Genomic DNA, 12,953 nt, shown 5'->3' with positions numbered 1-12,953 from the left:
GAAGTTTAGTCGTATTTGCGTTTAACGAACCATCTGTCACTGAGGGATAAACCAATGCTTAAATTTACGTAATTTTCTTCAACCAGGTTGTAGTATTTAGTACCGCGTTTTCCAACCTCGAGCCCGATATTGATGTTAGAAAAACCGCCTCCTAACGGCAAGCCTAATCCTATGTTGGCGGCCATATCGTCAATAGATTTTCCTTGTATTACCAATCCGGTATTTTCATAACGAAGACCGGCACGGTAAGTAACTTTTTTCAGGTAGCTCGAGTAGGAGTTGTAGTTAGGTATAAAATACCCTCCTATACTATAACGCATGGCATCTTTGAATGAGGTGGTATAGCGTGTGTCTTCTCCGGAAATCGGACCGTAAATATCTTTAAAACGGTTTGAAGTAACACTGGTATTTAAGTAAGTGATTTCGCCTCCAATCAACCATTTTTTAACTTCTCCGAATCCAGATCCAAACGCAATTTTTGATGGTAGTTTAATTTTAGTGTCTTCTACTGCTATTTGTTGAGTTTCTTCAATGGTGATGGTTGAAGTTATTTTTACAATGTCAATGCTGCGGGAATTGTCTAAGAATAATTTCGCTTCGGGCGTATAGGTTAATGCGCTGAAGAACGAAAGCTTTTGATTTAATTTGGTTTGATAAGTCAGTCCCAAATCAAAATTGATTCCGTGTAAATCTGATGAATTGTTTTCTCTTGTTCCTAATTCGATGAAGTCAAGACCGGCTTTGTAACGCAGATTGGTTGTTTCGATTTTTCCGAAATTGTATTGAACATCGGCACCAAAACTGAATTTTTTGTTCAGTTTAAAACCAAAACCCAAGAAAACTTTATTAACGCCGCCAATTCCTTTGTAAGTCGAGTAGATGTTGTTGGTCTCGGTTACCGGTTTTTCAATTTTATATCCTACCGATGAATAAGGAATCAATCCGAAACCGATGCCCACTTTTCCTATCGGAACTCCTACTGACAAGTAATCAACAGCCGTTCTTCGGGCTTTTTCGGTTTGAACTTCTGATTTGGAATGGGTGTTGATATACGTTCCGCCCAAATTAAAGTTGATCAACTTTAAGCTTGCTAATTGTGCCGGATTTTGCAGATTGATGTGGGTACTGTCAGGAAAAACAGAAAGACCACCCATTGAGCGGTTTTCAACGGTTCCTTTGAATTTAATGTCTCCAATTCCGTAATAAGAATAAGGTGAAGCAGTTCCTTCCTGTGCTAATGCATTGATAGAAACAAGTAAACAGATGCTTACTATAATTTTTTTAATCATTTTTGATTGTATTGAAAAGTTTGATTCAAACTTTCCAGCAGAAAATTTGAATTGGCAAATATGGTATTTTTTAATCGTTTAGCCAAAAAATCTGCATCGCCACCCGTTAAAATTATGATAAATTTAGCGTATCGGGTTTTATAATTCTCAATAAAACTGTCGATTTCACTAATCACACCATTCACTACTCCAGAATGCATAGATTCCGTGGTTGAATTACCAATGAAATTTTCGGGATAGCTCTTGGTCAGTAGAGGTAATTTCGCGGTAAAATGATGCAAAGATTCGTACCGTAAAGTTATGCCGGGTGAAATGGCTCCGCCTAAATAGCGGTCATCAGCATCAACAAAGTCATAGGTTATACAAGTCCCGGCATCAATAATCAATCGGTTTTGTTTTGGAAATTGAAGAACAGCTCCGGCGGCTAAAACCATCCGGTCAATACCCAGTGTGTTGGGAGTGGCATATAAATTTTGAAAAGGAAATTTAGTTTTATGTGAAATGAACTCAATTTTGGTTCTTTTTTCAAAAGATGAAAAGGCTGACGGGTCCAGATTTCCGACTGAAGCCACTACCATAGTTGTTATTTTTGGGTGTTGTTGTAAAATAATTTCAATTTTTTCGGCAAATTCTTCTTTAACGAAAATAAACGCGTCAAAAAGTGTATTCGCTTCAAAGACAGCAGCTTTAATTCGGGTGTTTCCAACGTCAATGGCTAAAAGCATAGCGGAGATTTTGATGATGCTAAGGTATGAATACTTTTTTTTTATTATTTGTTTTGGATAAATTAAAAATCGTTCTATATTTGCACCCGCAACAAAGCAAGGTATCTTAGCTCAGTTGGTAGAGCAATGGACTGAAAATCCATGTGTCCCTGGTTCGATTCCTGGAGATACCACAAAAAAACCCGAACAGAATTGTTCGGGTTTTTTGTTTTATTTGACTTTGACTTTTGCAACTATTCCTTTTATCGAAGTCATGTTCAGCGGAAATTCTAAAAATACGTGAATAAGACTCAGGAAAAGCAAAGCAATAAATCCGATTCGGTATTCATATAAATACAAAGCGATACTTACTGCCCAAATTGCTAATATGGTGTAGGTTTTGGTCTTTGATAAGTTTTTATTCCAACCGATAACGGAGGTTTTTGAAAACCAATTCAGATAATGATACGTATATGCAAAGGCAATGAATATCTGTGTTTTAATCGCCAGGACCGACATAAAATTGAATGCTCCTTCTGGTGTAGCCTCAAATAAATGCGATAAATTAAAGGTCAAGATTCCAAAATTACTGCCGTTGAATGAAGTTACGGTTTTTTCTTTTAACGGGAAATAATCGGCTGTATTGATGTGACTTGTCATGATAATCAAGGGAACCAGAATCAGCAAAACTATAGCGATGATGCCCGGAGTACTTTTGGAGTGTATAGTGCCATAAATCATGAACAGTAAGGTGAAAAAATATACGTGTACAATGGTAGGTACAAAAACTACCATGGTCAATGCCATAGCCGGAAGGTAGTTTAAAAGAGTTATTACTACTGATAAGGACAGCAACAAGAACAAAATCAGTTGCTTTTTTTTCTTAAAATAAATTAATCCCAAAGCCAGCATAAGGGAAACCACAATGATTTCATCTCCAATCTTATTCATGAAATCAAGAAAATTTTGATAACCCGCTATTGAGCCCAAACTTGTTGAACTTAAAAGTTTTAAAAATAAAGGTACACACAGCAAAAAAGCCATAGTCACAAAAAACCATATCCATTTGGTTTCCCGTAAAAAGTAGTTTTTTTCTTTTAGCCAATTGATCTCGGTTAAATAGTGCAGCGGGCCAAGAAAAGCATACGAAAACAAAAATAATTCGAAAGGCAGATTGAACGCTAAAGCGAGCGAAACAATGATGAGTATAATGTTGAGAATGTCTGTTTCTTTGGTGTTCATAGAGTTTTGATGCTAAGGGTTTGCGAAACAAGTATACAACAATAAATTAAATTTAAACGCGCTTCAAACCTTACTTTTCTCATTCTGGCAGCAGCTTCAAATAGCATTTAACACAAAAAGTGAATGGTAATTGTAAAATTTTCACTAAAATTGACGGCTTTTTATAATCAATCCTAAAAATGAAATCAAAGCAATTACTTATCCTGTTTTTTCTGTCTTGTTTTTCACTGGTTGCGCAACAAAAACTTACTGTTGAAGAAATTTATACCGGAGCTTTCAGAGCACAAGGTATGGATGAACTTCAGGCACTGAAAAATACCAATCAGTACACGGTGCTTAATTTTGACCGATCTGCGCGAAGTATGCAGATTGATTTGTACGACTACGCCACCTTGAAAAAAGTAGCCACATTAATCGATACTAAAGATTTTAGCGAATTGGCCGATGGCATTGACAGCTACACCTTCAGCAGTGATGAAAAGCAAATTTTGATTGCCAACAATACCAATCAGATTTACCGACATTCGTTTACGGCCGATTTCTTTTTGTACACTATAGCTACAAAACAACTCACCAAAGTGTTGACACAGGTGCAGGAACCTACTTTTTCGCCCGACGGGACTAAAATAGCTTTTGCAAAAGAAAACAATCTTTTTATTTACAATATTGCTTCTAAAAAAACGACTCAAATTACCACTGACGGAAAGAAGAACAGCATCATCAACGGAATTACCGACTGGGTTTATGAAGAAGAATTTGCTTTCGTGAGAGCTTTTGATTGGAGCGCCGACAGCAAAAAACTGGCTTATATTCGTTTTGACGAAACCGAAGTGCCCGAGTTTTCGATGAATATTTTTAAAAAGGATTTGTATCCAACGGTAGAAACATTTAAATATCCGAAGGCCGGAGAAAAAAATGCGCTGGTTTCTTTGTTTTTATACGATGTAAACAATAATGCTACAAAGCCTGTAAATCTGGGTAACTATAATGACTTTTACATTGCCCGAATGAAATGGACTAATGATGCCAATGTGCTCTCTGCTCAGGTATTGAATCGTCATCAGGATAATTTGGATTTGTTATTTATTGACGGAACTACTGCCGCCGCCAAAGTAGTTTTGAATGAAAAAGACAATGCCTATGTAGATGTAACCGATAATTTGACTTTTCTGAAAGACAACAGTTTTATCTGGACCAGCGAAAAAGACGGATTCAATCACATTTATTGGTACGACAAAACCGGAAAACTCAAAAGTCAGGTTACCAAAGGCAATTGGGAAGTAACCGCTTATTACGGTTTAGACGAAAAAACAAAAACTGTTTTTTACCAGTCTACCGAGAATGGCTCAACAGTCAGAGATATCTATAAAATTGGTTTAGACGGAAAAAAGAAAGTGAAGTTATCCGAGAAAAACGGTACGAACGGAGCAATATTTAGCCCTAATTTTCAATATTTCATCAATACATTTTCTAATGCCACTACGCCGCCAACCTATACTTTGAACTCGGCTTCCAGCGGTAAAGTTGTACAGCCAATAGTAGACAACACTGCTTTGACCGAAAAACTGAAAAAATACGATTTGCCCACCAAAGAATTTTTCGAATTGACTACCGAAAAAGGCAACAAGTTGAACGCTTGGATGATTAAACCCAAAGACTTTGATGCCAATAAAAAATATCCGGTTTTCATGTACCAATATTCGGGACCGGGTTCACAGCAAGTGGCCAATGACTGGTTAGATACCAATGATTACTGGTTTATGATGCTTTCACAACAAGGATACATCACAGTTTGTGTTGACGGAAGAGGTACCGGATTCAAAGGAGCGGCTTTCAAAAAATGTACGCAAAAACAATTGGGAAAATTAGAAGTAGAAGACCAAATTGATGCGGCCAAAGTCATCGGAAATTATTCGTATGTAGATAAAACCAGAATAGGTATATTTGGCTGGTCTTACGGCGGATTTATGTCGAGCAACTGTATTTTAAAAGGATCCGATGTATTTAAAATGGCTATAGCGGTGGCTCCGGTTACTAATTGGCGTTTTTACGACAGTATTTACACCGAGCGTTATTTGCAGACACCACAGGAAAATGCCAATGGTTATGATGACAACTCGCCGATTAATTTCGTGTCAAAACTGAAAGGTAATTATTTGTTAATTCATGGTAGTGCCGATGATAACGTGCATGTACAAAACAGTATGCAAATGATTGAAGCCTTGGTGCAAGCCAACAAACAGTTTGACTGGGCCATTTATCCCGATAAAAATCATGGAATTTACGGTGGCAAAACCCGAATTCAGTTGTTCAACAAAATGACTGCTTTCATCAAAGAGAAACTATAAAACCAAAATAAATTAAAACTATAATTATGAGTGAAACTAAAGCGAAAACTGGACATCCTAAAGGATTATACTTCCTATTCTTCACAGAAATGTGGGAGCGATTCAGTTACTATGGAATGAGAGCCATCTTCATTCTGTTTATGACCAAAGTATTGTTGATGAAAGATGCCGATGCGTCCGAAATTTACGGAAGTTATACAGGGTTGGTTTATTTAACGCCACTTTTAGGAGGCTATCTTTGCGATAAATTTTTAGGAAACAGAAGAAGTATTGTTATCGGAGGATTGCTAATGGCCATCGGACAGTTCTGTATGTTTTTTAGTGCCTCTGTAGGAGCTAACGGCGGAGTAGCCATCATGTGGATGGGACTTACAGCCATCATTATTGGTAACGGATTCTTTAAACCGAATATTTCTACAATGGTAGGACAGTTATATCCTGCCAACGACAGAAGAATTGACAGTGCTTTCACTATTTTCTATATGGGAATTAACTTGGGAGCATTCTTTTCGCCTTTAGTTTGTGGTTCGATGGATTTCAAATGGGGATTCTTAGCAGCCGGAGTAGGAATGTTGTTGGGATTGGTTGCTTTTATATTTGGGCAAAAGAAATTTCTTGTTTCTGAAGAAGGCAAAGAGATTGGTCTTCCGGTAAAAAAATTAGACGGAAAAAGCATCGGAATGATTATCGGTTCAATTGCCATCATCTTCTTTATGTTGAATTTCAAACAAATGTTCAAAAGTGATATTGACATCATCAGCTATTTTATTTATGGCGCTATGATTGCCATGCCGATTATTATTTTCAGCGATAAAAGTTTAACCAAAATAGAAACACAAAGAATTACTGTTATTTTCATTTTGGCATTTTTTGTGATTTTCTTCTGGGGTGCTTTCGAACAAGCTGGTGCTTCTTTAACCTTGTTTGCCGACAGACAAACCGACAGAAACTTTTTTGGTTTTGAAATTCCTGCCAGCTGGTTCCAATCGGTAAATCCGTTAGCGGTTATTTCTTTAGCTCCTATATTCACCATCATCTGGGGATTCTTATACGCCAGAAAATTAGAACCGTCTTCTCCTAAGAAAATGGCTATCGGTCTTGGTTTGGTGGCCTTAGGTTATGTAGTAATTGCTATTGCTGTAAAAGGATTAGGTGTTGGCGATAAAGTATCTATGTGGTGGTTGTTTTCATTATATGTAATTCACACGATGGGAGAATTGTGTTTGTCGCCAATTGGTTTGTCAATGGTTTCCAAATTAGCGCCTTTGCGTTTGTCGTCTTTGATGATGGGAACATGGTTCCTAGCCAATGCCGCAGCCAACAAATTTGCCGGAACGTTGAGTGCCCTTATACCAGGTGGTGAAGACGGGACAGGTGGAGCTACTCATTTTCTTGGTTTTCAAATCACTAACTTGTACGAGTTTTTTGTGCTGTTCATAATCATGTCGGGTGTTGCCGCTGCCATTTTGTTTGTATTGAGCTCTTGGCTTGAAAAACGTATGCACAATGACCACGTGGAAGGTGCTGTAGAAGTAGGACACTAATTAGTTAAAAATATTTTATATCTTTCAAACCTACAAGAATTCCTTGTAGGTTTGTTTTTTTAAATCTGTAATATATGTGGAAAAGTCATCCTAAAGCACTCCCTTATTTGTTTCTTTCCGAGATGTGGGAACGATTCGGTTATTATTTAATGATTGGTATTTTTACGCTTTACCTGAAAGACGTTGAGGCAGGGTTTGCCATGACCGAGAAGGAAGCCTCTGATTTATATGGTACTTTCATCGCGTTGGTCTTCCTGACGCCGTTCGTTGGCGGGTTAGTCGCCGATCGTTATCTGGGTTATAAAAAATCTATTGTACTCGGAGGAGTCATGATGGGGGTTGGCTACTTTATGATGGGCATCCACAGTCTTACGATGTTGTACGTAGCCATGACGTTGGTCATTGTTGGAAACGGTTTTTTCAAACCCAATATTTCCACCCTTTTGGGTAATTTTTACAACGAAGACCAATACAAAGAAAAGAAAGATGAAGGATACAATATCTTTTACATGGGAATCAATGTAGGGGCCTTTATCTGTAACTTCTTCGGAGCCGCATTGCAAATCCTTTTGGGCTGGCACTATGCGTTTATGGCTGCCGGTGTCGGAATGTTTATCGGAGTGATTGTATTCTTGTTGGGTACCAAACATTATGGTACTAAAACCGAGAAAAAAGGCGTGCAGGAAGGTGATATGCCGTTTTATAAAATTGTTCTTTTCATCTTATTGCCCTCGGTGATTTTTGGAGTCATCGGTTGGTTGCTTAAGGGCGTGCAATCGGAGGCCAATCCGGATAGCTATATCTTTGGTTCCGACAGTACCGATGCCTTTATTTTTGCTTGTATACCGGTCATCTTCTTTTACGGAAGTTTGTATTTTAAAGCCAAGACCGAAGATAAAAGACCGATAGGGGCCTTGTTGGCTATTTTTGCGGTGGTGATTTTGTTTTGGGCCGTATTCAAATTGAACGGTTCCGCGCTTACCACTTGGGCTGACCGATATACTGACCGTGAAGTCACGGGGACCTCGCAAACCGTTTTCAGTGCCTTGAAACTGTCCAAAGAAGTCGAGTTTAAAAAAGATTCCATCGAATTATACGATCATAATTTCCGACTGCAAAAAGAAAACGGCGTAGTCAAAAAAGAGGTGAACTATCCGCTGTACTTCCGAAATGTAGAAGAAAGCAAAAAACCGGCAGAGGGGGCTAAAGTGTCGCTTTGGGCTACCAATTTGAGCCAATCCATCAATCCGGGTTGGGTCATTATACTGACGCCTTTGGTCGTGGCTTTTTTCACTTTCTTAAGATCCAGAAAAAAGGAGCCGAGTACCCCAACTAAAATTGCTTTTGGTTTGTTAATCTCTGCTTTGTCAGTATTGGTAATGGTTGCTGCGGTCGAAATAGGGAATAACGGAACGGAGAAAGTCTCGGTGTGGTGGCTGGTAGCCAATTATGGTATCATCACTATTGGAGAATTGTTCTTGAGTCCGATGGGATTATCCATAGTATCCAAATTGTCACCTAAAAATATCACCGCATTGATGATGGGAGGTTGGTTTTTATCCACATCCATCGGGAACAAACTCAGTGGAGTTTTAGCCAGTATGTGGGACACGTATGATAACAAAGCCGACTTTTTTTGGGTGAATTTCGGTTTGCTGATGTTTGCCACCTTATTGATGTTTGTTTTGGTGAAAAAATTAAATAAAGTAATGCAAGAAAAAGGAATAAATTAATAAAATGGAAAATAAATTAACACTGGAACAAATTCAAAATTTTGAAGGAAAGTACCCAAAACAACTCTGGTATTTGTTTACCGTAGAAATGTGGGAACGCTTTTGCTTTTATGGCATGCGCGGAGTACTTACCTTCTTCATGGTAGATCAACTGCTTTTAAAGGATGATGCAGCCAATTTACAATACGGTGCTATACAGGCTTTTGTATACGCTTTTACTTTTATCGGAGGAATCTTTGCAGACAAAGTTTTAGGCTTCAGAAAGTCACTTTTTTTTGGAGGTATAGTGATGATATTGGGTAACTTACTCATAGCGTTCGCTCCGCAACACATGTTTTATTATGGTATTGCTTTTTCTATCATAGGAACAGGCTTTTTTAAACCTAATATTTCTTCTATGGTGGGTGAGTTGTATCACGAAAAAGATCCAAGAAGAGATGCGGGTTACGGAATGTTTTATGCCGGGATAAATATCGGAGGTCTTTTTGGAGGCGCTTTGTGTATTTTTCTTGGTAAATATTATTCGTGGAGTTTATGCTTTTTAGCTGCAGCCATTGTAATGACTGCCGGTTTACTTACTTTCTTATTTACCAAAAAGCACTTGGGGCCAATAGGCGATTCTCCATTGGTGCAACTTCCAAAATCTAAAAGACAAATCAGAGAAATAGCCGTTTATTTGGGGTCGTTGTTGAGCATTCCGTTTATTTTCATAATGGTTAAAAATACCGATTACACCGACTATTTTATGTATACCATCGGCATCATAGCTGTCGGTTATTTTATTTACGAATTGATAAAGTTGGCCAGTGCCAGTCAAAAGAAAAAATTGATCGCTGCGTTTTCGTTTATCTTCTTTTACTTTTTGTTTAACGCCATTTATGAGCAAAGCGGCGGCTCGTTATCCTTATTTGCCAAAGACAATTTGAATAGTAATTTACTGGGCTTTACAATTGACCCCAATGTTGTAAACAACAGTTCAAATACTTTTTTTGTAATTGTTTTAAGTCCAATTATAGGATTGTTGTGGTTATGGTTGGCCAAAAAGAAATTAGAACCCAATACTCTGATTAAATTTGGAATCGGATTTTTATTCTTATCCGCTTCATTTTTTATCTTTTATTATACTAAGTTTTTTGCCAATGCAGAAGGAATAACTTCTTTGAACATCTTTACACTGGCCTATTTTGTTACCACTATTGGTGAGCTTTGTTTAGGGCCGATTGGAATGTCAATTATCACCAAATTATCGCCCAAAAAACTATTCGGAATGATGATGGGATTGTGGTTTTTGGCGAGTGCTTTCGGGCAGCTAGCAGCCGGAAAATTGGGTGCTGAAATATCAAGATCTAATCAGGGTGCAACTTTGTTGTCAAAATTACAGTCTTATACAGAAGGCTATTATCAATTAGCCATGTATTCTTTAATTGCCGGATTAATTTTAATTCTGATTTCACCTTTTCTGAAAAAATTGATGCAGGATGTAAAATAAAATACTTAAATTTCGGCATTGTTTTTGACGATTGCCAAAGACATAATTAAATACAATTATTTTAAAATGAAAAAAATAGCTATTACCTTATTTTTAATCTTGGGTTCGTTAACCATACAAGCACAAGAATTAACCTGGCAAACCGATATGAACAAAGCCATGGAGATTTCTAAAAAATCTAAAAAACCATTATTGTTGTTTTTCACCGGAAGCGATTGGTGCGGTTGGTGTATTCGTTTACAAAAAGAAGTTCTAAAGACTCCTGAATTTGCCAAATGGGCCAAAGAAAATGTAGTTTTAGTTGAATTGGATTTCCCTAGAAGAACTCCTCAGCAACCTGAAATACAAAGACAAAACCAAGAATTGCAACAAACATTCGGAGTGCAGGGATACCCAACGGTTTGGTTTGTAAACGCTACCAAAAAAGACGGTAAAATCAATCTTGAAAAACTCGGAAGTACAGGTTATGTAGCAGGTGGACCAAGTGTTTGGTTAGCCGGAGCTGATCAGATTCTCGGAAAAAAGAAATAATAAGTTTCTTTTTATAGTTTACAAAATCCCTTTTCGTTGGTATAATGAAAAGGGATTTTTGCTTTCAGGCAGGTCGATTCCCATAGTTTTGCATAACTTCTGTAATTAGATCCGTCAGCTATAATTTGTTTGGGATCATAGGTATTCAATAGGCGTTGCATATTGAGTTTTGGCGATTGGATGAGTATGATTATATCAGGATTTATCCGGCTTGGATATACACAAGAATCGTCAATAATCAATATTTTTTGTTGTTTGAAAAACAGCACGTTAGTTAGTGATTTTCGTTGGCTTGTTTTGCAGAAATTTGCCACTAAATAAGATTGTACTGTCAGGTTGTTATCAAGAGTATTTAGTATGCTGTCATTGCTGTAAATGGTTACTTCTGCACCTTTTCTTTCGACCAGAATCGTGTTTTTTTTGCTGTTGAAAACGATTAATTCTTCGGTATTCTGTGTGTTCTGTTTTTGAAAAATAAAACAAAACTGTAATGCAATAATGCCTGATAAAGCAAAGAATAGGTGCCTGAATCTCGGGGTTTTTATCCAAAGAATCAGTAAAAAAAGAGCTATATAAGAACAAACCAACATTTCCTGAGAAAAGGAAATATTTCGAATGATAAAACCTTCAAAAGATGCCACCCAATGAATAAGGAAATTGAGTAAGCTAATTAGTCCTTCCAATGGTTTGACTATCCAAAATGGAACCGTGTGGAAGGTGGCTGTCAAAATAGCGATTACCCCTATTCCCATAATAAATCCAAGTAAAGGCAATATGAGCAGATTGGTAATAAAAAACAAACCCGGGAACTGATGAAAATAGTAAATACTTAAAGGCATGGTTCCGATTTGAGCCGCAAATGAAACAGTTAGTATATTCCAACAGTAGCGAATGATTCTGTTTTTGGGCTGCCATAGTTGAGATAAAACCGGTTCTAACCACAATATGAAAAATAAAGCCAAATAGCTCAATTGAAACCCAACATCAAATAAAAATGACGGCTTGAACAGCAGAATCAGGAACATTGAGACTATTAAAGTATGATAAATGTTGACCGTTCTTTTCAAGTGGGTGCCAATGGCAACAAAAGAAAACATAGTCACCGAGCGAACAATTGATGGAGATAAACCGGCGAGTACTGCAAATGACCAAAGCGAGAGGAGTATGATTCCCAGTTTCAAAAAAGCACCCTTCTTTGAATTGCCGATAGGTTTCAGGATAAAAGTGATGAACATCCATAAGAAACCCACATGCAACCCGGAAACGGATAAAACATGAACGGCACCTGCGTATTGATAATCTTTCAGGGTTTCCTGAGAAATGTCTTGTTGTTGACCCAGGATCAAGGCATTCAACACATTCAATTCTTCTTTAGAAATGTGTGAGTTTCGCAGATTGGATATAATGGTTTCTCTGAAATTAGAAAAGGAGGCCCAAATGCCCGGTTCATAGTTTTCTGGTTTAATTTGATGGCTTTTAGAGTAGATTTGAGCATAGATTTCCTGGTTTTCAAGATAACGACTGTAATCAAACAAACCGGGATTGAATGGTTGAGCGTTTTTATAAACAACTCCTGAAACCTTGAGAATATGCCCAATTTTTATGTTAGGAGATGAATCTTTCTTTGCCACATTAAGAATGATTTTTCCCGAACTCGTTTTGGCGTCAACTTCTTTGGCCCAACATAGGAATCGATTGTTTTTCGGAGTACTTTTCAGTTTTTCATTTACCAATAATTTGAGCTGATGTTCTTTGTCGTAATCTAGTATCTGATGTGTATAATGATTGTGACGAAATGAGTCCTTATGAATCAACGCTGTGGTCATGCCGCTCATTACCGAAGCAAATAATGCCAAACCTCCGAATAAGTATGTAAGGGAGCTGTTTCTTGTAATGTAATAATGAATAACGGACAAGGTCAGTACCGAGACTCCCAAACTGCCAAAAACAAAAATAGGTTGCGGATTTATCAATCGGAACAAAAGAATGCCCAATAGGAATCCGATAAAAATTTTAATTAATGGAAATTGTAAGATTTTCATGTAACTAAATTACATAAAAAATTTTTACAAA

At 37.4% G+C, this 12,953-nt stretch carries 9 protein-coding genes and 1 tRNA gene; 6 read left to right on the top strand and 4 right to left on the bottom strand.

From position 1 onward, the window contains the following. Positions 1-5: 5 nt before the first annotated feature. Positions 6-1,289, bottom strand: coding sequence for an outer membrane protein transport protein (locus EZL74_RS02720; RefSeq protein WP_131475057.1), 1,284 nt, complete (start codon positions 1,287-1,289; stop codon positions 6-8). Then, a complete protein-coding gene (locus EZL74_RS02715) occupies positions 1,286-2,014 on the bottom strand; it encodes a type III pantothenate kinase (protein WP_131475056.1) in 729 nt (242 codons plus the stop codon). Before EZL74_RS02715 ends, EZL74_RS02720 begins: the two co-directional genes overlap by 4 nt. Positions 2,015-2,114: 100 nt before the next feature. On the opposite strand from EZL74_RS02715, the gene EZL74_RS02710 reads away from it, so the two are divergent. After that, a tRNA-Phe gene (locus tag EZL74_RS02710) sits at positions 2,115-2,187 on the top strand. A 37-nt stretch (positions 2,188-2,224) separates the two neighbouring features. Here EZL74_RS02710 and EZL74_RS02705 read toward each other — a convergent pair. After that, positions 2,225-3,235 carry a hypothetical protein gene (locus EZL74_RS02705; RefSeq protein ID WP_131475055.1) on the bottom strand — a complete coding sequence of 337 codons (1,011 nt, stop codon included), beginning with the start codon at positions 3,233-3,235 and terminating at the stop codon, positions 2,225-2,227. Positions 3,236-3,414: 179 nt separating this feature from the next. Between EZL74_RS02705 and EZL74_RS02700 the strand changes: the two genes are divergently transcribed. From EZL74_RS02700 to EZL74_RS02680, 5 genes are all read left to right on the top strand, one after another. Further along, entirely contained in the window at positions 3,415-5,583 is a 2,169-nt protein-coding gene (locus EZL74_RS02700; protein ID WP_131475054.1) for a S9 family peptidase, read from the top strand. A 26-nt stretch (positions 5,584-5,609) separates the two neighbouring features. Continuing rightward, the gene (locus EZL74_RS02695; RefSeq protein ID WP_131475053.1) at positions 5,610-7,127 is read left to right on the top strand and encodes a peptide MFS transporter; all 1,518 of its coding nucleotides are present in this window, start codon (positions 5,610-5,612) and stop codon (positions 7,125-7,127) included. A 74-nt stretch (positions 7,128-7,201) separates the two neighbouring features. Next, positions 7,202-8,860 (top strand): peptide MFS transporter, encoded by a 1,659-nt coding sequence (locus tag EZL74_RS02690; RefSeq protein WP_131475052.1) that lies wholly within the window; start codon positions 7,202-7,204, stop codon positions 8,858-8,860. A 4-nt stretch (positions 8,861-8,864) separates the two neighbouring features. After that, positions 8,865-10,349 carry a peptide MFS transporter gene (locus tag EZL74_RS02685; RefSeq protein ID WP_131475051.1) on the top strand — a complete coding sequence of 495 codons (1,485 nt, stop codon included), beginning with the start codon at positions 8,865-8,867 and terminating at the stop codon, positions 10,347-10,349. Positions 10,350-10,415: 66 nt separating this feature from the next. Further along, positions 10,416-10,880, top strand: coding sequence for a thioredoxin family protein (locus EZL74_RS02680; protein ID WP_131475050.1), 465 nt, complete (start codon positions 10,416-10,418; stop codon positions 10,878-10,880). An 11-nt stretch (positions 10,881-10,891) separates the two neighbouring features. Here the strand turns inward: EZL74_RS02680 and EZL74_RS02675 are convergent, their stop codons facing one another. Continuing rightward, positions 10,892-12,922 carry a ComEC/Rec2 family competence protein gene (locus EZL74_RS02675; protein WP_131475049.1) on the bottom strand — a complete coding sequence of 677 codons (2,031 nt, stop codon included), beginning with the start codon at positions 12,920-12,922 and terminating at the stop codon, positions 10,892-10,894. Between the last annotated feature and the right edge of the window lie 31 nt (positions 12,923-12,953).

Origin of the sequence: Flavobacterium silvisoli (assembly GCF_004329815.1) — a bacterium.
Lineage (GTDB): Bacteria > Bacteroidota > Bacteroidia > Flavobacteriales > Flavobacteriaceae > Flavobacterium > Flavobacterium silvisoli.
This window is presented reverse-complemented; position numbering and strand designations above follow the sequence as displayed.